Origin of the sequence: Cyanobium usitatum str. Tous (assembly GCF_003011885.1) — a bacterium.
Lineage (GTDB): Bacteria > Cyanobacteriota > Cyanobacteriia > PCC-6307 > Cyanobiaceae > Cyanobium_A > Cyanobium_A usitatum.
In genome coordinates, this window is the sequence record NZ_PXXO01000011.1 from 44,879 (window position 1) to 66,033 (window position 21,155).

Here is a 21,155-nt window from a genome sequence, read left to right on the forward strand (position 1 = left end):
CTTTATCTAGTGGTGGCCCGGCATCTCGGCGGTGCGCAGCATCACCACGAACCAACCAGTACCAATCAACACAGCGCTGAGCATGGCGGCTGGCAGGCCGAAGCGCATCAACACAACCGGCACAATCAGCGGAAATGCCAAGGCTCCTGCCACCGGTGTGAGGGCGACGGCTGAGCGCTTCAGCGCCAAGGCTCGATTTAGAACCATTCGCTTACGGCCTTTTCGGCTGGGTTGCTGTTGTCCTCAGGGGTAGAGCGGCTGAATTCCAGGGTGATGTTGCGCTTCTGCTCGCCATCGGCGGCGACCGCCTCGATCGGATAAAGCTGCTGACCATCGCGGAAGGGCACTTGCACCCGGAAGGTGCCATCGGCGGAAAGGGGCACCTCCTCACCGCCAATGGTGAGGCGGGCAGCGGGATCGGTGGCCCCATAGACAATCAGCTCAGCATCAGCCACAAGCCAGAACGAGCGTTGACGGGAGGCGACCCCGCCGATGCCAGAGGCGTTGCGGCCACTGGCCCAGATGCCGGCACCAGAGGTGTTGAGTTCACTGGTGTCCAGGCCGGCTGCGTGTAGCTCATGAAAAGCCTCAGAACCCCTGCCAAGACTGCGCCAGCGGGCTGTAGCTGTTTGATATAGGCGTTCGTGTAGTCCTGCATCGGCTGGCTCCACCGGCGTCGGCAGGATGGCTGGAGCCGTGTCCAGCGAAAAGGGCACGAACTGGTCGAGAATTTGCTCGCTGGGGTGCTGGGCGGGTACCCGTGCCACTGAAGAGAAGGCCAGGGAGATCCAGCCGCCGCTGCCTTTGCGGTAGCCGAGTTCCACCCGGTAATCCCGATCGCACAGGGGCACTGGCAGATACCACTCGGTGGCATGGCTGTCGACCACCACTTCCTGCAGGGTGTGGGGGTGGGCTGAGCCGCCCGGCAGGCCAGTCACGTCGGCGACGCGCAGGCAAAGCTGGGAGGCACCAGTTGCCAGGGCTGAGGCCCGATCGCTTTGGGAGATATCCCAGAACACATAGGCCCACTGGGGATCGCGGGGCAGAAATACGACGCTGGTATTTGCTGAGCTGGGTCGGGGAGCTGGGGGTAGCTCTGCTTCGATTGCCTTGAGACTGATGGGCGTGTCCTCCTCATCCTGGCGATCATTGATGGCGGCTAGGAGTTCATCCTTGGACTTACGGCTGTACAAGCCCACCCCAAGGTCCCTAGCGACCTGGCGAAGCTGACGCAGGGTCATGCGTGCCAATGCGGTGAATGCCTGCGTCACAGCAACAGATTTCTTTTGGGATCAGTGTGGACGAGTTTCTCCTGGCTCGGGTAGCTCGATCTAGAGCCGTCAGTAGATGCTGACGGCCTGGGTGCTGATGGCCCACAAAAAAGGGCGGCCTTTTGACCGCCCGGGGATTTAGTTGGAGACAGGCTTCAGCGGCCGATGCTGCGGTACGGAACCTTGGACAGATAGTCCATGCTGACGCTGCCGGATGCACCGCCTTGGCTGCGCATGGCAGGCAGATTGCGCACCCAGGGGAGGTAGTCCTCGGGGAAGCCGCCACGGCGCTGACGGGAGCGAGCGGGGATCGTTTTGGCGGTGCCGGTGTACACAACTTGGGGGAAGCCCAAGATGCCGCGGTAATAGGCCTCGTATCGCGGAGTGGTGATGTTGAAGGGGGTTTCGCCCAGATCGCGGGAGCCCACCACGCGGTTGCGGTGGAAGGGAACGGTGTCGTAACCGAAGGCGTCCAGGTATTCTTGGCCGTTGAGGATGTCGTCAACCATGCCCTTGACCCCGCGGGTCATCAGCACGGCCGCCCAGGCGATCTCCTCAGACCTGCCGTGGGTGGGGCGACCCAGCAGCTTTTCCACCAGGTGGCGCACCACTCGGTAATTGCTGTTCAGGTTGTAGAAGCTGCGGGTGAAGGTGTCTGAGAGACACAGGGAGCGAATGAAATCCCGCACACTCATTTGGCCGTTGCGCAGCTGGCTCTCCAATGTCGAGTTGCGGTCGACCTTGAAGGCATAAAAGAAAATCTGTCGATAACACGACTCAATGACCAGATTTAGGTCTTTGGGATCCATTGCCCTGTCCATGGACATGGGTTTGGGGTCCTCATCCGAACCCACCCGAAGCGGGTCAACCCGCGAGTTTTGGGTAGTGGGCGCGTATTTCAGGAGGGGCAGGGCCACACAACTTCATCATCCGTCGTTGCTGATCGTAGAAGTGCAGCCGCGGCCGGGTTCGGCTGGCCGTGACAGGGCTCACAGTCCGTAACGTTCGTCACCATCCCAGGGGAGACAGGGGCTGCTCGGAAACGGTCTCTTGGCCTGGGGCTGGGGACCCAGGCTGCGGGCTGTCTAGCAGCCGTGTCTCGACGCAGAAGGACGCCGTATTGGAGAGGCCCTCCACCGTGCTGGTGCGCAGACGCACATTGGGGCCGGCAAAGCTGAATCGCTCCAGGCTGGCCATGGTTTCGTAGCCGGTGGTGAGCAGTAGACCGTCGCGCTCGTCCATGGCGAAATGACCTGCCACGGGGGCGGTTTCGGCGTAGCCACGGTCGCGCAAAAGCAGGCCTGACCGGCCTAGCTCATCGGTGGGGATCAAGCCGAAAACACTTTCTCCCTCGTGGGCTTCTCCGGCCTTATCCCACGCCATTGAGGCGTTCCAGGTCACTCGGCAGCCCCCAACGAGGCCGGCAGGATTTTCGCCGTGGAGCTCGGCGATGGCGATCAGGCGGGGGTCGGACGAGGAGATCTCCACCACCTCAATGAAGGAGCCTCCCGCCTCAGCTCGCCGGTGCAACAGGTGATGGCTGCTGCGCTGGGAGCGCCAGCGACCGCAGCTAAGGCGGAAAAAGCTGAGGGCGTCGGCGATCGACTCGGAATGGATTTCGCTCACTGGCGTGTTGGGTCTGGGGCTGGGGCTGTCTCTGTGGGGATGATCGCAAGCCGCGGCGATTAGGTCGCCCAGCTCTAGGGCCAATGGCGCCCGGCCAAGGGCGGCGGCCAGTTGCTGCAGCTGCCCGCCCGCCGCCTCTAATTGCTCCACCAGAACTTCCTGGAAGCGGGGGGAGTCGGCGAGCGCGGGCTGCTGGCTGGCCCAGGCGCGCATCGCGTCGTGGCCTGGCAGGGCCCCTGCGGGCTGGTGGGCTGCGATCGCCTGCAGGCTGCGCAGGCTGTGGGCCAGAAGGCGCAGATGGTGCCGCTCCAAGGCAGGCAGGAGGGTGGCCTCCAGCTCCGCCAGTTCTGCTGCTGAAAGGGGACTTTGGGCCTGGGGTGGCGGTGCTTCAGTCTTCACGGCAGGGCGTCAGGCGAAAGCCGCAAGAGTGACCCTTCTCCAAGCGCCATTGCACTCGATCCACCTGACAGTCGGGAAAGGTGTGGCGAATTAGCTGTAGCTCCTGGTCGCAGATGCAGGGGAATTGCTCGGCGATGCGCATCACTGAGCAGTGAAATTCACTGAGCATCCAGGCTTGAGGGTTGCCGGCATCTTGGGAACATTCCGCCAGGTACCCCTCTTGCCGGCGTAGATCCACCAATTGCTCCAGTCGCTCTTGAAGCGAGCCTGCGCCGATGCGGTGGCGGTAAGCGTCAGCCTGCTGAATGGCTTGTTGTTCTAGGAGTCCCTGCAGGGTTTCAGGTGGCAGGTTGCTAGCCAGAGATTGCAGCAGGCCGAGGGCGAAATGGTCGCTGCCATCGGGAAATTGCCCCTGCCCCTTGGCGGTAAGGCGCCAATAATTACTGGGCCTGCCCGGACCCTCCGCCGAAGGGCTTGCCTCGACCAGGCCATCGTCTTCTAGGCCCCGCAAATGGCGACGCACAACCTGCACCGACATCGCCAGGTGAGTTGCTAGGGCGCTCGCGGTGGCCTCTCCATGCCTGACCAGCAAGGTGAGGACCGTATCCCGGGTGGATGCCGGATCGGCGTGCTGGTGAATGATTTCGGGAATGGCGCTCACGGCAAAGGCCGGTTGAGACAACGATGCCACGACTGGCGGGAGGTTGGGGATTAGGCCCCGCTGGCGGCCTTGGTGTCTTAGGCTCAATCCCTAACGAAACACAATGGTTTCGTAATGGTCTGCCGGCAAATCCGATTGCTGGCTGCCGATGGCACCGGATTCCGAGGTGCTGTTTGACTATCGCCTTCTGATCACCTTCGCTTTCGAGCCATGTCCGACACTCCGGCCAGTTCGACCGCTGAGAGCCCCGCAGGGAGCTCGCCGGCGCACTCCGACAGCTTGGAGGTGATCCGAAAGTTTGCTGAAACCTACGCGCAGCGCACCGGTACTTACTTTTGTAGTGATCCCGGTGTGACCGCGGTGGTGCTTGCTGGCTTGGCCAAGCACAAGGATGAGCTTGGTGGTGCCCTATGCCCCTGCCGTCATTACGAGGACAAGCAGGCAGAGGTTTCCCAAGCCTTTTGGAACTGCCCTTGCGTGCCCATGCGGGAGCGTAAAGAGTGCCACTGCATGCTGTTTCTCACCGAGGACAATGCTTTCCGCTGTGACCAGCAGACAATTTCCTTAGATGAAGTTAAAGCCCTTACTGCCAGCTGAGTCGGTTTACCTCAATGAGTACTGCAACCGTTGGCGATCTAGTTTCACAGCCGTATAAGCACGGTTTCGTCACTGATATTGAAACTGAAAAGATCGCCAAGGGTCTGAGTGAAGACGTTGTGCGTCTGATCTCCTCTAAGAAAAGTGAGCCTGAGTTTTTATTGGCTTTTCGGCTGCGGGCCTACCGCCAGTGGCTGCAGATGCAGTCACCAGATTGGGCGGCACTGGGTTACCCACCGATTGATTATCAAAACATTATTTACTACGCAGCTCCTAAGCAGCAGGAGAAAAAAGCCAGTCTCGATGAGGTCGATCCAAAGCTGCTGGAAACATTTGAAAAGCTTGGCATCCCCCTAAGTGAGCAGAAGCGCCTCTCCAACGTGGCAGTCGATGCTGTTTTTGACAGTGTTTCAATCGCCACCACCTATCGTGAAAAGCTTGCAGAGCATGGCGTTGTTTTCTGCTCAATCAGTGAGGCTGTAAAAGAATATCCAGACTTGGTGGAGAAATATCTTGGCACGGTCGTTCCAAGTAATGACAACTATTTTGCCGCCCTGAACTCTGCGGTTTTTAGTGACGGTTCTTTTGTTTTTATTCCCAAGGGTGTGGCCTGCCCGATGGAGTTGTCAACCTACTTCCGGATCAATTCCGCCGACACGGGTCAGTTTGAGCGCACTTTGATAATTGCCGAAGAGGGTGCTTCGGTTAGCTACTTGGAGGGGTGCACGGCCCCGATGTTTGATACCAATCAACTCCATGCAGCCGTCGTGGAGTTGGTGGTACTTGATGATGCTTCTATCAAATACTCAACGGTTCAGAACTGGTACGCCGGTGACGAGCATGGGGTAGGTGGCATTTATAACTTCGTGACCAAGCGCGGCCAGTGCCGGGGCGACCGCAGCCGAATTAGTTGGACTCAGGTGGAAACTGGATCAGCAATCACTTGGAAATATCCCAGTTGTGTGTTGCAAGGTGCTGATTCGGTGGGCGAATTTTATTCGGTTGCCCTCACTAATAACTATCAGCAGGCTGATACTGGTACCAAGATGATTCACGTCGGTCCGAGGACCCGCTCAACCATTGTCAGTAAGGGCATCAGCGCTGGACATTCTTCTAATAGCTACCGCGGCCTTGTCCAAATCGGCCCTAAAGCGGTAGGGGCTAAGAATTACAGCCAGTGCGATTCGATGTTGATTGGCGATCAGGCTGGCGCTAATACCTACCCCTATATCCGCTCTCAGCAACCGGATGCCGCAGTGGAGCATGAGGCAAGCACTTGCCGCATCTCCGCAGACCAACTCTTTTACCTGCAAAGCCGGGGCATTGGTTTTGAAGAGGCTGTTTCGATGATGGTCAGCGGTTTTTGCCGCGACGTGTTTAATCAACTGCCAATGGAATTTGCTGCTGAGGCAGACAAATTGCTTGCCCTCAAGCTCGAGGGATCAGTGGGCTGAGCCGCACCGATCTGTTCTATCTGTCAGTTCCCCTTTCTCGCCCTTCCTTACCTGCTGTGATTCGCCCAGACGCCCCGGTATTGCTCGAAGTTTCTGACCTGCACGCGCGGGTTGAGGAGCAGCCAATCCTTAAGGGGGTGAACCTCACGATCCGAGCTGGTGAAATCCACGCAGTGATGGGGCGTAATGGCAGTGGCAAAAGCACACTTTCCAAAGTGCTGGCCGGCCATCCCGCCTACACGGTCACAGCCGGGTCGGTTTCATATATGGGCTCAGACCTCCTTGAGCTAGCCCCAGAACAGCGCTCCCGCTTGGGCTTATTCCTGGGATTTCAATATCCGGTGGAGATCCCGGGGGTTAGCAACCTTGAATTCCTACGGGTGTCCACTAACGCCCGCCGCGCTCAAAGGGGTGAGGAGGAGCTGGACACCTTTGCTTTCGAGGACCTCGTGCGCGAGCGCCTCAAGGTGGTGCAGATGGATCCGGCCTTTTTGGATCGCAGTGTCAACGAAGGCTTCTCCGGTGGCGAGAAAAAGCGCAACGAGATCTTGCAGATGGCGCTACTTGAGCCTTTGGTGGCGATCCTCGATGAAACCGATTCTGGCCTTGATATCGACGCCCTACGCATCGTGGCCGATGGGGTCAATCAACTCGCGGGCCCGGAAAATGCCACCTTGTTGATCACCCACTACCAGCGCCTGCTGGATCTGATCACCCCCGATTTCGTCCATGTGATGGCTGCGGGCCGGATCCTGCGCACCGGAGGCAAGGAGCTGGCATTGGAGCTTGAGCGCACTGGTTACGAATGGGTGGATCAGGAGCTGGCCAGCCTGGGCCGGGAACCTGCGGAGGTGCTGTGATGCCAGCTGCGGTTATGCCAAATACTGCCGATTGGCTCACCCAACTTGCTGGCGCTCCCCTGCCGGGCCGAAGTCAGGAGGAGTGGCGATTCACAGGCCTGGCTGCCCTAGAGGCCTTGGCGCCCGAACTCTGGAGTGGTGTCGATCCATTCGCCCAACTCAGCTTGCCCGCTGGCATTAGCTGCATCGGCGCTGATCAGGCGCAGGGGTTGCAGCAGCAGGTGCTCAAAGCCACAGGCGGCAGCGATGCTTGGTCGGTGCGACTTAATCAAGGCGCTTCGCCCCGCTGTCTGGCCTTGCGGGTGGCTGGAGCAGCGGATCCGTTGCAATTGCATTTTGATGCCGGCGCGGAGCCGGGTCTGCGGGCACTGCAGCTGGTGCTCGTGCTTGAGGAGGGCGCCAGCCTGGAGCTGCTTATTCAGCACGGCTCCAGTGGCCCCAATGCCACCAGCTTGGTAGCGGTGGCCCAGCTTGGCCGCGGCGCCGAGCTAAATCTGGGGCTGCTGGCGCCTGGCGATGCCCGCGCCAGCTTGCTCAGCCACCTGTCGATCACTCAGGCCCCCGCCAGCTCCCTCCAGCTCACTACCGCAGTTGGGGGCTGGGCCCTCAGCCGGCTCGAGCCCTGCATCAGCCAGCTGGAGGGAGCGGCCCACACCCAGCTGCGGGCCCTGCAGCTGGTGGATGGCCAGGAGCTGGCCGACACCCACAGCCAAGTGCGTTTTGAAGGCCCCGATGGCCAGCTCGACCAGCTCCACAAGGTGGTAGCTGATGGGGCCGGACGCAGCGTGTTCAACGGGGCCGTGCGGGTACCGCGCAGCGCCCAGCAAACCAACGCCGCCCAGCTCAGCCGCAGCCTGTTGCTCTCCGATCGGGCTCGAGTAGATACCAAACCCGAGCTTGAAATCGTCGCGGACGATGTCAAGTGCGCCCACGGCGCCACCATTAGTCGGCTGCAGCAAAACGAGCTTTTTTATCTGCAGAGCCGGGGTATTGGCGCTGAACAAGCCTCTCGCTTGCTTTTGCGGGGCTATTGCGAGGAGGTGTTGCGCGAGCTTCCCGCGGCGGCGGCGGCCCTGAATCCGCTAACGCTGCTGCTGCGGGAGCATCCATGACCACCACTACCTCCACCGCAGCAGTAACCACCACCGCATCTCCCACCAGCCTTGAGGTGGTTGCGCCGGATCTTGCTGCCCTCACCCGGCCTGATTTCCCCCTGCTGGCCCAAACGGCTTGCCTTGGCCAGCCGCTGATCTACCTCGATTACGCCGCGACCAGCCAGAAGCCCCGTCAGGTATTGGCGGCCCTGCAGCACTACTACGACCACGACAACGCCAACGTGCACCGCGGCGCCCACCAGCTCAGTGCTCGCGCCACTGAAGGCTTTGAGGCAGCCCGCAGCAAAACCGCCACCTTCATCGGTGCGGCCAATGCGAGAGAAATCGTGTTCACCCGCAATGCCAGCGAGGCGATCAACTTGGTGGCTCGCAGCTGGGGCGAGGCCAACCTGGGCCCCGGTGATGAGGTGTTGCTCACGGTGATGGAGCACCACTCCAACCTGGTCCCCTGGCAGCTGCTGGCGGCGCGCACTGGCTGCGTGCTGCGCCATGCGGGCCTCACCGAGAGCGGTGAGCTGGATCTGGAGGATCTGCGCGGCCAGATCAGCGAGCGCACCAAGCTCGTAAGCCTGGTGCAGGTGAGCAATACCCTCGGCTGCCTCAATCCGATTGAGCAGGTGGTGGCGCTGGCCCACGCCGCCGGCGCTCTGGTGCTGGTGGATGCCTGTCAGAGCCTGCCCCACCTGGTGGTGAATGTGGCCCAGCTGGGCTGCGATTTTTTGGTGGGCAGCTCCCATAAGCTCTGCGGCCCCACCGGCATGGGCTTTCTTTGGGCCCGCGAGGCTCTGCTGGAGGCGATGCCGCCCTTTCTGGGCGGAGGCGAGATGATCCAGGACGTTTACCTCGATCACAGCAGCTGGGCCGAATTGCCGCACAAATTTGAGGCGGGCACCCCGGCCATCGGCGAGGCGATCGGCATGGGTGCCGCCCTCGACTACCTCAGTGCTATTGGTCTCGAGCGCATCCACGCCTGGGAGCAGCTGCTCACCCGCCAGCTGTTTGCGCGTCTCCAGGCGATTGAGGGGGTGCGCATCTTGGGTCCCACCCCCGAGCAGCAACCCGATCGCGGTGCCCTGGCGGCCTTCACGGTGGATGGCCTGCACGCCAACGACATCGCCGCCCTGCTGGATTCAGCTGGCATCTGCATCCGCAGCGGCCATCACTGCACCCAGCCCCTGCACCGCCTCTACGGCCTCCCCGGCTCAGCCAGAGCCAGCCTGGGCTTCACAACCACCCCTGAAGAGATCGACCGCTTCGCTGAGGAGCTTGAGGGCACGATCACCTTTCTGCGCGAGCACAGCTAGTTGGCTGGTAAGCCGTTTGGGTTTCGATGATTTCTGAGAGCCCGGGCCGGGCCGAGTTGTTTCTGGCGGTGCTGGGCGGCCGGGCGCTGGGCTGCCATATCGAGCTCCACGACGTGCGCTTCGTGGCCGGCGCCACGATCGAAGCGGCGCTTCCAGAGTTGCGGCGGCAGTGGTTCGGGAGGCGTGAGGGCCTGCACCTGGACAGCTACCTGGCGGTGCGAGCGGTGGATGGCTTCGCGGTGAGCCTCGGGCGCGAGCCGGCCGCGCCCCGGCCCGAGCGGCTGTGGTTTGTGAACCTGGGCGCCTACCGCCCCGAATCCCTAGCGGAGCTGCACCACTTCGGCCTGGTGGTGGCCCGCTCACCCCAGGCGGCCAAGGCGGCCGCCAAGCGCCAGTGGCTGCGCGGTGCCCTGCAGCAGCACAAGGATGATCTGGTGGCCGTAGACGACTGCCTGGCGATCGAGCAGCTGGAGCTGCTGGGCGGCGAGCGCTGGCATGTGCAGCTGGAGCCCCACCCGGAGGGCCTGAGCCAGAGCCAGGTGCCGGATTGGTTTGGCTACCGGCTGATTTGAGCAGGCGGCAGGGGGCGCTGTTGTGTTGGCGACAGGCTCAGGGATTCTGTACAAACTGTACGGATTTTGAGACGGTCCATTTCAGGATCGTTCCGCTTCTGGTCCTGGAGCTGATCTGCTCCAGTCCCCCCCCCAGGGATGATCAGGGTCTGATTTCGCTCCACATGCAGCCATGAACATCGACGGCAAGGCCTGGCGCACGATCTGGCTAGAGCCGGACAGCGGCTTGGGCTCCTACGCGATCGGTGTTATCGATCAGACCCTGCTGCCCCACCAGTTCACGACGCGCACCCTGCGCAGCTGCGCTGAGGCGGCAGACGCGATCAGCACGATGGTGGTGCGCGGGGCGCCTCTTATCGGCGTGACAGGCGCCTATGGGCTGATGCTGGCCCTGCAGGCCGATCCGGGCGACACCTCACTGGCGGCCGCCTTCGAGCAACTCAATGCCACCCGGCCCACGGCGATCAACCTGCGCTGGGCCCTGGAGCGGGTGCGGGCCAAGGTGCAGCCTCTGGCGCCGGCCGAGCGGGCCGAGGCGGCCAAGGCGGAGGCCGCGGCGATCGCCGATGAGGACGTGGCCATGTGCGATGCCATCGGCAACCACGGGCTGGCGATCTTCCAGCAGCTGGCGGCGGCCCGGCCCGGCGCCAGGCTCAATGTGCTCACCCACTGCAACGCCGGCTGGCTGGCCACGGTGGACTGGGGTACGGCCCTCGCCCCCATTTACAAGGCCCACCGCGCCGGGCTTCCTATCCATGTGTGGGTGGATGAGACTCGCCCCCGCAATCAGGGGGCCTCGCTCACGGCCTATGAGCTGGCTAAGGAGGGCGTGCCCCACACCGTGATCGTGGATAACGCCGGCGGCCACCTGATGCAGCACGGCCAGGTGGATGCGGTGATCGTGGGTACTGATCGCACCACCCGCCGCGGCGATGTGTGCAACAAGATCGGCACCTATCTCAAGGCCCTGGCCGCCCACGACAACGGCGTGCCCTTTTATGTGGCCCTGCCCGCCTCCACGATCGACTGGACGATTGGCGATGGCGTGGCCGAAATCCCGATCGAGGCCCGCAGTGCTGAGGAGGTGACTCACATCCAGGGGCGCGGCGCCGATGGCGCGATCACGACCGTGCAGCTGACGCCAACGGGCAGCGCCGGCTTCAACCCGGCCTTCGATGTCACGCCGGCGCGGCTGGTGACGGGCCTGATCACCGAGCGGGGCGTGGCAGCGGCCACCGAGGCTGGGTTGCAGGAGCTTTATGGCAATGACTGAGCAGGCGCAGCGCCAGCAGCTCGTGGAGGTGGCCCGGTGCCTAAACGCCAGCGGGCTCAATCAGGGCACCTCAGGCAACCTGTCGGTGCGTATTCCTGGTGGCCTGCTGATCACGCCCAGCTCCCTGCCCTTCGAGCAGATGGAGCCGCAGGATCTGGTGGCGATTGCTGCCAGCGGCAAGCCCCTCGAGGCGGCAGCTGGTCAGCGGCGGCCCTCCTCCGAGTGGCGGCTGCACGCCGATCTCCTGGCCAGCCGGCCTGAGATCCAGGCGGTGCTGCATTGCCACTCGATCCATGCCACGGCCCTGGCCTGCCATGGCCGCCCCATCCCCCCCTTTCATTACATGACCGCCGTGGCCGGCGGCGATGACATCCGCTGCGCCGGCTACGCCACCTTTGGCACCGCCGAGCTTTCGGCCCTTGCTGTGCAGGCCCTCGATGGCCGGCTGGCCTGCCTGCTGGCCCAGCACGGCCAGGTGACGCTAGGCACCAGCCTCGATCAGGCCCTGCGCATCGCCATCGAAGTGGAAACACTGGCCCAGATGTATCTGCAGGCCCTGCAACTCGGCGAGCCTCCGCTGTTGAGCGCTGCCCAGATGGCTGCGGTGCACCAGCAGTTCCGCTCCCTGCACTACGGGGCATGCGCCTGAGTCCGCGCCAGCCACAGCCCGGTGCCGCCAAACAGCAGTACCAGGGCAAAACAGAAGCCGGTCCAAAGCGGCAGCCCCCAGCCCGCCACCGCCAGGGGGGCCACCACCGTCACCACCCCTCCGGCCAGAAAGGGCTGCAACATCAGCTGCTTGATCGAAAAGGCTGGTAGGGCGTCGCTGCGGTCGTCTGGATCGGCCATGCGCAGCAGCAGCAGGCCGCTGGCCGCCACTCCCGTGGCCTGGCCAAACTCAATCACCGCCCGCTCAAACCAGTCGGCGGGCAGCAGCCGCGGTGCTAGGAGCAGGGTCACTGCCAGGTTCCACACCAGGCCGCCTAGGGCAAGCACCGTGAGCGGCAGCCAGTCGGCCTTGAGCAGGGCCAGATCCAGCCCGGCGGTGGCGGCGGTGATCAGCAAATCTGCTGAAAGGGTGCCCACCTGGCCCTGCACCGCTGAAGAGGCCCAATGGGCTTTGCCGCTGCGCTCCAGCGCTAAACGCACCAGCAGCGAGCCCACGATCGCCAGCGGAAACACCGGCAGCGCATCAACAACGCTGCCAACGCCATCCCCCAGCCCAGAGGTGAGCCAGCGCAATCCCGCCAGTAGCGCCACGCCAGTGAGCACGGCCATGCCCGCCAGGGCCAGGTTCACCGCCCAAGCCGCTGCCCTGGCCGCCACGCCACCCGAATCGCCGCTGGCCGTGATGGTGGGTTCGCTGGGTGCGCTGCCTGGGGCATCGGCTAGCAGCCAGCCGCGGCTGCGGGCCACCACCACCACCAGCCCCCCAACCAAAGTGGAGCTCAGCAGCCCCACCGTGGCCATGGCTAGGCCCAGGGCCTGGCCGCCGGGAAAGCCCAGGGCCGCATAGCTCGGCCCCATCGCCGCGGCGGAGCCATGGCCGCCCTCGTAGGCCACCTCGATCAGGCAGGCCATCACCGGGCTCACCCCCAGCCAGGGCTGCAGCACCAGCAGCACCGCCAGGCCCCCCACCACGAATTGCCCAAAGGCCAGCACCAGCGCCAGCGACACCTGCCCAGACACCGGCCGCCACAGCCCCTCCAGTTTGGGCAGGGGTTTGCCGAGCAGCAGAGAGCCAAACACCAGGGTGAGCAGCACCAGCGGCAGATCGGCCCATAGCTGCATCACCTGAGGAGGCAGCAGCGGCAGGGGGCCGCCCGGGGCCAGTAGCAGGCCCAGCAGGCCGGCCAGCAGGGCTTCGGGGATGCCCCAGAGTCGCAGCTGCAAGCGGGCACCAAGGGCTCGCCCCACCGCCAGGATCAGGCTGAGGCAGGCCAGGGCCAGGGCCAACCAGCCGAAGCTGGGCAGCAGGTCGCTCGCCAAGGTTGCGATCACAGGTTGAAGTGCCGGCGGAAGAAAGCCTCAGTGGCCTCCAGGACGCGGATCAAGCTGGCACCCTCGCGGAAACCGTGGCCCTCCTGCGGGAAGCGGTGCACCTCCACCGGGATGGCGTTGGCTTCGAGCGCTGCTGCCATGCGGTCGGTCTGCTCCGGTGGCACCACCTTGTCATCGAGGCCCTGAAAAAAGATCACCGGGCAGCGGATTTGATCGGCGTGGGCCAGCGGTGAGCGGGCCTCGTAGGTGGCGCGCGCTTCCGGCCAGGGGCCGATCAGCCCATCGAGATAGCGGGCTTCAAAGCGATGGCTCTCAGACGCCAACGCGCTGGGGTCGGCTACGCCGTAGCGGCTCGCGCCGGCGCGAAATACGTCCGTAAAGCACAGGGCGGCCAGGGTGGTGAAGCCGCCGGCACTGCCGCCTTCGATGGCGATGCGGTCGGGATCGGCCCGGCCCGCCGCCACCAGGGCCTGGGCGGCTGCGGCGCAATCGTCCACATCCACCACGCCCCACTGGCCAGCGAGCCGCTGCCTATAGGCGCGGCCGAAGCCGGTCGAGCCGCCGTAGTTCACATCCACTACCCCCCAGCCTCGAGTTGTCCAAAACTGAATCGCCAGGTTCAGGGCCGTGCGGGCCATGGCGGTGGGGCCGCTGTGACTTTTCACCAGCAAGGGTGCCTCCCGGTGGGCTCCCCCGGCTGGGGGGTAAAACCAGGCGTGGCTGCGGGCGCCGCCGTGGCCCTCAAACCACAGCTCCTGCGGCAGGCTGATCGCCTGCGGCGCCAGAGGGCAGGCGGCAGCAGGGCTATGCCACCAGTTGCCGCTGGCCAGGTCCAGCTCGAGCAGGCCCGCTGGTTCGGTTGCTGAAGCGGCGATGCAGGCCAGCCGTCCCCGTTCGGCGCAAATACCAGCCAGATCATCAAAGGGGATGGCCAGGGGCTGCCACTGGCCGGCACCTCCGCTCTGGCTCGGCAGCTCCACGCGGCCCAGCTGCCAGCGCCCCTGCAGGCAGGCGGTGGCCAGCAGCTGCTCGCCATCCCAGGCCTGGGTGCCCATGCCGAACACCCACTGGGGCAGGCCGAATTCGGCCTGCATGGGCAGCAGCGGCCGCCAGGCAAGCGGCGCCTCTGCGCTCAGGGTTTCTGCGTCGAGGGTCTCTGCGTCGAATCCCTCGGCGTTGTCGAGCTGCTCGAGGTTCCAGAAGCCGGAGCGATCGTTTGCCACCACGAGGTGGGGCCCGCACCAGAGCGGCTGGAACACAGAAATGTCCGGGTTTGGCCCCGCCCCCGATCCTGCGACCAGGCGGCGGCCGCTGAGCTGGCCTGCCGTATCGAAGTGCCCCAGCCAGAGCTGGCTGCGCTCCCAGGGCATGAAGGGCTGCTGCCACTCCACCCAGGCCAGCCCTGCGCCGGAGGGGCTCAGGGCCGGGTAGCCGCAGAAGTCGGCTGGCACCACCAGCGGCTGGGGCTCGCCACCTTCCAGCCCAACAGCCACCAGCTGGTCGCAGCCAGCACCTTCATCACTGCCGCTTTCCCGTACGCCGATCCAGCGGTCGCGGCCGGCATCGATCAAGCCGCCGCCGTAGGCACCTGGCGGGCTGAGCCGTCGCGGCTGGCAATCGCTGCTATCGAGCTCCAGCAGCCAGAGGCAGCGGTCACCGTCGTGGCTGAACACCGCTACCGGCCGGCCATCGCTCCGGAGGCCCAGGGCCGTACTGCCGCCACCGTATTCATGCACCCGGCTGCGCAGATTCCAGCTGCCAGGGGTTAACTCCTCTGCTGGCTGGTCTGGCCCCAGGCGCCGCAGCAGGGTCGTGCGCCCCCCTTCATGGGGTCGCTGCTCCAGCCAATAGAGCACCCCGTCAAGTAGCCGTGGCTCCCGCAGGCTGGGGGTTTGGCCCACCACAACAGCGGCGGGAAGGGCTCCAGGGGGGTCAGCCACCGCATGCACCGAGGGATAACGACTTAAAGTGGATGTCGTTCGATCAAGTATCGCGTTGGCCCGCAGTTCAGCCGGCAGCTTTGCCCAGATGGCACGCTCCGCCGTTCAGGCCAGCCGCGGCGTTCAAGTGCCCAAGGATGCCCTTGAGGAGTCCCCCCTCACGATCCACACCCTTGGCGATGGGGTGCTGCGCACCCCTGCCAAGCGCATCAGCAAGGTTGATGAGAGTGTGCGAGATCTGGCCCGGGACATGCTGCGCAGCATGTATGCGGCCAAGGGCATCGGTTTAGCGGCACCCCAGGTGGGAGTGCATAAGCAGCTACTGGTAATTGATCTTGATCCCGAGAATGCCGCCGCGGCGCCGATGGTTCTGATCAACCCCGAGATCGCCTGCTTCGGTGCTGCAATCGAGACTTATGAGGAAGGCTGCCTCAGCATCCCTGGCGTTTACCTGAATGTGGTGCGCCCGGCCACGGTTGAGGTCAGCTATCGCGACGAGATGGGCCGCCCCCAACGGGTCAAGGCTGATGGCCTCCTGGCCCGCTGCATCCAGCACGAGATGGACCATCTCGAAGGTGTGCTTTTCGTTGACCGGGTCACCGATGAGCTCAGCCTCAATGAAGGCCTGCTGGAAAAGGGCTTTCAACGGGCAGATGTCCGTTCCATCCGCTGATCGTTCTTCTCCATGCCCATGAAACCCCTGGCCGGCTTGTTCCTGGCTCTTGCCTGCATACTTGGCATCGCCTCCACGGGCTCGGTGTTTGAGCTCGCCTACGGCGACCCCGACCTGGGACAGCAGACCACCTTCTGGATCCTGGGCCTGAGCCTGCCCGGCACGGTTGCGGCCCTGTTGGTGGCCATCCGGATCAACAAGCCGGCCTAGACCTTGCCGGATACCGTGCATACGATTAAGCACATGTCGCTTGCCAATGCCGTGATGAGATTGCCCCATCTGGGTGTCAATTCCCTCCCCCTGGCAGCTGGAGCTTTCGCCGCTGGGGTGGTATTTGGTCCCACCCCAGCGGTGGCCAGCGCCCTGTTTCAAGCTGCGGATCTCAGCCAGGAGCGTTTTGTTCTGGTGGCAGCGCCCATCGGCGATGGCGTCCGCGCCCAACTCAACATCTACGAGCAGGTCAAGCCGACCCGGCCTTGTTTTGCCGTGGCCCCAGGGTCACCAGCTCCGGTGAGCCCCCTGCTTGCAACTTTTGATTTCAGCGGCATCTGCAGCCGCTTCATCGATGCCAACGGCTACTCGGTGCGAGTCGGCGGTGCAGATCTGGCCACGAGTTACCGCCTAACAGTTCTGCGTCAGAGCGGCGACAACGTGCTGCTTGCCGTGCCAACCAAGGCCGGGGCGGGCCCGGAAATGCTAGTTGCTCGCACTAAGGGCCAGGGTGCTGGCTTCCTCCAGTTGGTGTTTGAACCGGGCTGGCAGCTCAAGCGCCGGGCCTATGGCGGTCGCAATCTGGGCCACGTGTATCTCTACCGCGATACCTGGCCTGATGCTGCGATCCAGCCTGGGCTGCCGGTAGTTGCGCCCAGCCCCATTTCAGGCCTCTCTGGCACCAAGCGCTGACCTCGAAGTAGTGGGGAATGGTCAGAGCGGAAAGGCAGTTGCTACATTGGCAAGCTCTGTGAGCAGCGCAGCGCTTCATGACCCAGGTCACCGTCGGCGAAAACGAAGGGATTGAATCGGCCCTGCGCCGCTTCAAGCGCCAGGTGTCTAAGGCGGGCATCTTCGCTGACCTAAAGCGTCTGCGTCACCACGAGACACCTGTCGAGAAGTACAAGCGCAAGGCCCAGCAGCGCCGCCGCCGCCGTTGATCGCTTTGATCTGGTCTCCCGCTTAGCGAGATACCCCTTGATCAAACGACCGGTAGGTAAGCGCTTCGGCAATTGCAGTTGCGCCAATGCTGGCTTGATCGTTTAGGTCGGCGATAGTTTGGGCAACCCGCAACAGCCTGGCGCCAGCCCGTGCACTGAGCTGCCGGTGCTGAATCGCAGCCTCCCACACTTCTAAGGCTTCGCTTTCCAGTTGAAGCACTTGCTGCAGCTGACCTCCGGCGATGCGGCTGTTGCAGCAGCCACCGGGATTGCGGGCAGCCATATGGGCCCGGGCCCGGCGGACTCTTGCTCGCACCTCAGCGCTTGATTCATCGCTGGCCGGGCTGCCGCCCTGGTCCCTAAACGGTGCCGTTAGGGCGGCGCTGGATGGCCGTCTCATCACCACCTGCAAATCAATGCGATCCAGCAGGGGGCCCGACAACCGGCCCCAGTAGCGCCGCCGCTGGCCCTCCCCGCAGCTGCAGCTGCGCTCTGGGTCGCCAAACCAGCCACAGGGGCAGGGATTGGCCGCGGCCACCAGGGTGATGCGGCAGGGGAAGCGAGTTCGCTGGCGGGCGCGGTGAATCCAGACTTCGCCGTCTTCTAGGGGCTGGCGCAATTGGTCGAGCACGGACCGGCGAAATTCGGCCAGCTCATCGAGAAACAGCACTCCGTGGTGGGCCAGGGCCAGCTCTCCTGGTCTGGGTTGGCCACCTCCACCTATCAGCCCCGGCCCGGAGCAGCTGTGGTGGGGGCTCCGAAACGGGCGCGTTTGCAGCAAGCCCTGGCTGCTGTCCAGCAGTCCCGCCACCGAGTGGACGGCGGTGAGCTCAAGGGCCTCCGCTGGATCGAGCGGGGGTAGCAGCCCCGCCAGTCGCTGGGCCAGCATTGTTTTGCCGCTGCCGGGTGGGCCGCAGAGCAGCAGGTGGTGGCCTCCGGCTGCGGCGATCTCCAGGGCCCGGCGGCCGTGGGGCTGCCCTTTGACGTCGGCAAGATCTTCAGCTGCGGGCCTGGCGGTTATCGGCGCCTTGGCTTGTTTAAGGGCAGGGGCAGTGGCAGTGGCAGTGGCGGCCGGACGGGCCCGCGGATGCTGCAGTCGCCATAAGGCCTGGCCGAGATCGGCGGCGCCCCACACCCGCAGCCCCTCCACCAATGCGGCCTCCCAGGCATTGGCCTGGGGCACCACCAGCGCCCGGGCGCCATGGTTACGGGCTGCAATTGCAATCGCCAGCACCCCCCGGATCGGCCGCAAGCTGCCGTCCAGCCCCAGCTCGCCGGCGCTCCAAACCTCGTTGTTGCTGGCGGCATCCAGCTGGCCACTGGCCAGTAGCAGGCCCAGGGCGATCGGCAGGTCAAAAGCCGGCCCCTCCTTGCGCAGGTCGGCGGGGGCCAGATTCACCACCACCCGCGTCAGCGGCACCTTCAGGCTGCTGTGGCGTATAGCCGAGCGCACCCGCTCCCGGGCTTCTTGCACAGCCGCATCGGCCAGGCCCACCAGCTGCAGGCCCGGCAAGCCGGGAGCCAGATCCACCTCCACCAGCACTGGCCTGGCCTCCAGGCCCTGCAGCGCCGCCGTCTTGCACCGTGCCAACATCAAGCCATGGGCCACTACATCGTTAGTGCCACCCCTGTCCCACCCCCGTTGCCTTTGTGAGCCAAGACACGATCTTTGGGCGCATCCTCCGCGGCGAGATCCCCTGCGATCAGGTGTATGCCGATGAGCATTGCCTAGCTTTCCGCGACGTGACCCCCCAGGCTCCAGTCCATGTGTTGGTGATTCCCCGGGAGCCCATCCCCCAGCTTTCCGAGGCCCAAGCCGAGCACCAGAACCTGCTGGGCCACCTCCTACTGGTGGCCGCCAAGGTGGCCAAGCAGGAGGGGCTCCAAGACTTCCGCACCGTGATCAACAGCGGCGCGGATGCGGGCCAGACCGTGTTTCACCTGCATGTGCATGTGATTGGTGGGCGTCCGCTGGCCTGGCCCCCGGGCTGACCGCGGGCCCGCGACAATGACCTGATCCGACCTGCCCCATGAACCCCCTCAAGGCTCTTCGCGGTCAACTGGCGAAGTTGCAACGCCTGGCCCAGCCCTATTTCCTGCCAGTAGACGACACCAAGAGCTGGCAGTTTCTCCTGCTGGTGGTGGCATTGCTTGCGGTGGTCGTAGGTAGCACCTTGTTGCTGCTCACTGGGGTTTTGGCCCTGACCGGTGCCGTGATTCCCGAATTGCGCAGTCGTTTCCTGCCCGGGGTGCCCGAGCAGGTGGCAGCAATTTGGAACAGCCCGATCGGGCCGCTGGTGATGGTGCTGCTGGCCGGAGGGCTGGGCTGTTTTGTGGCTTTCCGAGGCAAGTTGCGTCACGGGCGCTGGTTGCCTTGGCTGTTGATGGCGGTGATCACCTTGCTGATCCTGGTTATCAATGGCATCAACGTGGGGATTAGCTATGTAGCTCGCAATATTGAAAATGCTCTAGTCGGCTATAAGGCTGAGGAGTTTTGGAAGATCGTTGCTATTTATGCTTTTTGCTTGGTTATAGCCCTGCCGATCAGGGCTATTCAAAGTTATTTAATACCCAAGCTTGGCCTGCTGTGGCGCGAGTGGCTGAGCGGCCGCCTGTTGAGCCGATATCTTTCAAATCGGGCTTATTACGTTCTCAATCCGAATGATGAGTCAATCGAGGAGATTGATAACCCCGATCAGCGCATTTCACAAGACGCGGCCAGTTTCACTGGTACCAGTCTCAGTGTCACGGTTGAGATAATATCTGCCCTGCTCACTTTCGTTAGTTTTATAATTGTATTGTGGACTATCAGCGACAAGTTGGCCTTGGTGCTGCTTGTCTACTCTGTTGGTGGCACAGGTCTAATTGTTTTTGCCAGCCGGAAGCTGGTCAACTTGAATTATCAGCAGCTCAAGCTGGAGGCTGATTTCCGCTACGGGCTTGTCCATATTCGCGATAATGCTGAATCCATTGCTTTCTATCGGGGCGAGCAACAGGAGGGCCGTGAGGCAGGCAGGAGGCTGGAAGGGGCCATTCGAAATTATGATCGCCTGATCATCTGGGAGGCGCTCATTAGTGTCATTCAGCGTTCCTATGATTATTTTTCTCGCTTCCTGCCTTGGCTGGTAATAGCTCCTATTTACTTCGCCAAAGATGTTGATTTTGGAGTCTTTGGCCAGGCAAGTATTGCTTTCAGTCAGGTCCTATTTTCGGTGAGCTATATTGTTAATAATATTGATCGTCTTGCGGCCTTCTCTGCTTCGATCAGCCGTCTTGAGGGTTTTCAGGGCAAGGTTGATTCAATCGGCATTGAAGCTGCAGCTCTTGAAGCCCAGTTGGCTGCCACGAGCACTGGTAGTAGTGGAAATTCGATCCTGGTTAGCCATGTCGACTTGGTGCCGCCCCGCACCAACCGCACCTTGATCCGCGACCTCAGTGTTGAGGTGAATCTTCATCAGCGCTTGCTGGTTGTGGGCCCATCGGGCTGCGGCAAAACCTCTTTTCTGCGCATGGTCAGTGGTCTGTGGCCCCCGGCTGCTGGTCGGGTGGAGCGGCCCAGCGAGGGAGATCTTCTGTTCATTCCCCAAAAGCCCTACATGCTGCTTGGCAGCCTGCGCGAGCAGCTTTGCTATCCGCTGCAACCAGATCGCTTTAGTGACGAACAGCTGCGCCATGTTTTGGAGCAGGTGCGGCTGCCCGAGCTTGTTGGGCGCTATCCCGATCTAGACATCATTCAGGATTGGCCTCGCCTGCTTTCTTTAGGTGAACAGCAGCGACTGGCCTTTGCCCGCCTGCTGCTCAATTCACCGAGTTTTGTTGTCCTAGATGAGGCCACCAGCGCCCTTGATGTGGCAACGGAGCGTCACCTGTATTCCTTGCTAGCTGATCGGGAGATGGCCTTTGTGAGCGTCGGTCATAGGCCCACCCTCACCGCCTTCCATGACACCGTGCTGGAGCTCGATGGAAGCGGCAACTGGCGGCTGCTACCCGCGGCCGGCTATGACGTGGGCCGCCACGCCTGATCCCCTACCTGACCCCATGCCTGAACCAAGCCCGGACCAGACCCCAGAAATCAGCCCTACAACCAGTGCCGCAACTAGTGCAACAACTAGCGAAGTGCCGGCCTTTGGTTGGAGCGGCTACGCCGAGAGGGTGAATGGTCGCTTTGCCATGGTGGGCTTCCTTGCCGTGCTGCTGATCGAAGCCCTGAGCGGCGAGACGTTTCTGTGCTGGTCTGGCTTGGTGCCCTGAGCGCCTG

The 21,155-nt window shown here is 63.3% G+C and carries 23 protein-coding genes; 15 read left to right on the forward strand and 8 right to left on the reverse strand.

Features of this window, described 5'->3' with window-relative positions; all coding sequences use genetic code 11:
* Positions 1 to 6: 6 nt before the first annotated feature.
* From C7K55_RS13805 to sufR, 5 genes are all read right to left on the reverse strand, one after another.
* Complete coding sequence (locus tag C7K55_RS13805; RefSeq protein ID WP_106632579.1) at positions 7 to 207, reverse strand: hypothetical protein; 201 nt, start codon at positions 205 to 207, stop codon at positions 7 to 9.
* The gene (locus tag C7K55_RS09995) at positions 198 to 1,241 is read right to left on the reverse strand and encodes a DUF4912 domain-containing protein (protein ID WP_193486265.1); all 1,044 of its coding nucleotides are present in this window, start codon (positions 1,239 to 1,241) and stop codon (positions 198 to 200) included. Before C7K55_RS09995 ends, C7K55_RS13805 begins: the two co-directional genes overlap by 10 nt.
* A gap of 185 nt (positions 1,242 to 1,426) precedes the next feature.
* Positions 1,427 to 2,188 carry a phycobilisome rod-core linker polypeptide gene (locus C7K55_RS10000; protein WP_106632581.1) on the reverse strand — a complete coding sequence of 254 codons (762 nt, stop codon included), beginning with the start codon at positions 2,186 to 2,188 and terminating at the stop codon, positions 1,427 to 1,429.
* A 91-nt stretch (positions 2,189 to 2,279) separates the two neighbouring features.
* Positions 2,280 to 2,888 carry a phycobiliprotein lyase gene (locus C7K55_RS10005; protein ID WP_106632627.1) on the reverse strand — a complete coding sequence of 203 codons (609 nt, stop codon included), beginning with the start codon at positions 2,886 to 2,888 and terminating at the stop codon, positions 2,280 to 2,282.
* Between the two features lie 397 nt (positions 2,889 to 3,285).
* Positions 3,286 to 3,936 carry an iron-sulfur cluster biosynthesis transcriptional regulator SufR gene (sufR, locus tag C7K55_RS10010; RefSeq protein WP_106632628.1) on the reverse strand — a complete coding sequence of 217 codons (651 nt, stop codon included), beginning with the start codon at positions 3,934 to 3,936 and terminating at the stop codon, positions 3,286 to 3,288.
* A gap of 231 nt (positions 3,937 to 4,167) precedes the next feature.
* Between sufR and C7K55_RS10015 the strand changes: the two genes are divergently transcribed.
* The 8 genes from C7K55_RS10015 to C7K55_RS10050 all read left to right on the forward strand — a co-directional run bounded on the left by C7K55_RS10015 (position 4,168) and on the right by C7K55_RS10050 (position 11,781).
* Positions 4,168 to 4,554, forward strand: a complete 387-nt coding sequence (locus tag C7K55_RS10015) for a ferredoxin-thioredoxin reductase catalytic domain-containing protein (protein WP_106632582.1) — start codon at positions 4,168 to 4,170, stop codon at positions 4,552 to 4,554.
* A 14-nt stretch (positions 4,555 to 4,568) separates the two neighbouring features.
* Entirely contained in the window at positions 4,569 to 6,008 is a 1,440-nt protein-coding gene (sufB, locus tag C7K55_RS10020; protein WP_106632583.1) for a Fe-S cluster assembly protein SufB, read from the forward strand.
* Positions 6,009 to 6,064: 56 nt separating this feature from the next.
* Entirely contained in the window at positions 6,065 to 6,868 is an 804-nt protein-coding gene (sufC, locus tag C7K55_RS10025; protein WP_106632584.1) for a Fe-S cluster assembly ATPase SufC, read from the forward strand.
* Complete coding sequence (locus tag C7K55_RS10030; protein WP_241518302.1) at positions 6,868 to 7,980, forward strand: SufB/SufD family protein; 1,113 nt, start codon at positions 6,868 to 6,870, stop codon at positions 7,978 to 7,980. Before sufC ends, C7K55_RS10030 begins: the two co-directional genes overlap by 1 nt.
* Positions 7,977 to 9,287, forward strand: coding sequence for a SufS family cysteine desulfurase (locus C7K55_RS10035; protein ID WP_106632586.1), 1,311 nt, complete (start codon positions 7,977 to 7,979; stop codon positions 9,285 to 9,287). Before C7K55_RS10030 ends, C7K55_RS10035 begins: the two co-directional genes overlap by 4 nt.
* Positions 9,288 to 9,313: 26 nt before the next feature.
* The gene (locus C7K55_RS10040; protein WP_106632587.1) at positions 9,314 to 9,859 is read left to right on the forward strand and encodes a DUF1543 domain-containing protein; all 546 of its coding nucleotides are present in this window, start codon (positions 9,314 to 9,316) and stop codon (positions 9,857 to 9,859) included.
* Positions 9,860 to 10,031: 172 nt separating this feature from the next.
* The gene (gene mtnA, locus C7K55_RS10045) at positions 10,032 to 11,132 is read left to right on the forward strand and encodes an S-methyl-5-thioribose-1-phosphate isomerase (RefSeq protein WP_106632588.1); all 1,101 of its coding nucleotides are present in this window, start codon (positions 10,032 to 10,034) and stop codon (positions 11,130 to 11,132) included.
* Entirely contained in the window at positions 11,125 to 11,781 is a 657-nt protein-coding gene (locus tag C7K55_RS10050) for a class II aldolase/adducin family protein (protein WP_106632589.1), read from the forward strand. Before mtnA ends, C7K55_RS10050 begins: the two co-directional genes overlap by 8 nt.
* On the opposite strand, the gene C7K55_RS10055 is transcribed toward C7K55_RS10050, so the two are convergent.
* Together C7K55_RS10055 and C7K55_RS10060 are read right to left on the reverse strand one after the other, a co-directional pair.
* Positions 11,763 to 13,133, reverse strand: coding sequence for a sodium/glutamate symporter family protein (locus C7K55_RS10055; RefSeq protein ID WP_106632590.1), 1,371 nt, complete (start codon positions 13,131 to 13,133; stop codon positions 11,763 to 11,765). The two genes, C7K55_RS10050 and C7K55_RS10055, sit on opposite strands and share 19 nt — an antisense overlap.
* On the reverse strand, positions 13,130 to 15,073 hold the full coding sequence (locus C7K55_RS10060; RefSeq protein WP_241518303.1) for a S9 family peptidase: 1,944 nt from the start codon (positions 15,071 to 15,073) through the stop codon (positions 13,130 to 13,132). The genes C7K55_RS10055 and C7K55_RS10060 overlap by 4 nt, the downstream gene beginning before the upstream one ends.
* A gap of 88 nt (positions 15,074 to 15,161) precedes the next feature.
* Here C7K55_RS10060 and def point away from each other — a divergent pair, with 88 nt between their 5' ends.
* From def to rpsU, 4 genes are all read left to right on the forward strand, one after another.
* Positions 15,162 to 15,746: a peptide deformylase gene (gene def, locus C7K55_RS10065; RefSeq protein ID WP_106632630.1), complete on the forward strand. Its 585-nt coding sequence runs from the start codon at positions 15,162 to 15,164 to the stop codon at positions 15,744 to 15,746.
* A 12-nt stretch (positions 15,747 to 15,758) separates the two neighbouring features.
* A complete protein-coding gene (locus tag C7K55_RS10070) occupies positions 15,759 to 15,956 on the forward strand; it encodes a hypothetical protein (RefSeq protein WP_106632591.1) in 198 nt (65 codons plus the stop codon).
* A 54-nt stretch (positions 15,957 to 16,010) separates the two neighbouring features.
* Positions 16,011 to 16,649, forward strand: coding sequence for a DUF3747 domain-containing protein (locus tag C7K55_RS10075; RefSeq protein WP_106632631.1), 639 nt, complete (start codon positions 16,011 to 16,013; stop codon positions 16,647 to 16,649).
* 77 nt (positions 16,650 to 16,726) lie between these two features.
* Positions 16,727 to 16,897: a 30S ribosomal protein S21 gene (rpsU, locus tag C7K55_RS10080; RefSeq protein ID WP_010304532.1), complete on the forward strand. Its 171-nt coding sequence runs from the start codon at positions 16,727 to 16,729 to the stop codon at positions 16,895 to 16,897.
* A 22-nt stretch (positions 16,898 to 16,919) separates the two neighbouring features.
* Here the strand turns inward: rpsU and C7K55_RS10085 are convergent, their stop codons facing one another.
* A complete protein-coding gene (locus tag C7K55_RS10085; RefSeq protein ID WP_106632592.1) occupies positions 16,920 to 18,491 on the reverse strand; it encodes a YifB family Mg chelatase-like AAA ATPase in 1,572 nt (523 codons plus the stop codon).
* Between the two features lie 56 nt (positions 18,492 to 18,547).
* Between C7K55_RS10085 and C7K55_RS10090 the strand changes: the two genes are divergently transcribed.
* From C7K55_RS10090 to C7K55_RS10100, 3 genes are read left to right on the forward strand one after another with little or no spacing between them, the layout of a single operon-like run.
* A complete protein-coding gene (locus tag C7K55_RS10090; RefSeq protein ID WP_106632593.1) occupies positions 18,548 to 18,889 on the forward strand; it encodes a histidine triad nucleotide-binding protein in 342 nt (113 codons plus the stop codon).
* Between the two features lie 38 nt (positions 18,890 to 18,927).
* Positions 18,928 to 20,919, forward strand: coding sequence for an ABC transporter ATP-binding protein/permease (locus C7K55_RS10095; RefSeq protein ID WP_106632594.1), 1,992 nt, complete (start codon positions 18,928 to 18,930; stop codon positions 20,917 to 20,919).
* 16 nt (positions 20,920 to 20,935) lie between these two features.
* Positions 20,936 to 21,148, forward strand: coding sequence for a chlorophyll a/b-binding protein (locus tag C7K55_RS10100; protein ID WP_106632632.1), 213 nt, complete (start codon positions 20,936 to 20,938; stop codon positions 21,146 to 21,148).
* Positions 21,149 to 21,155: the final 7 nt, after the last annotated feature.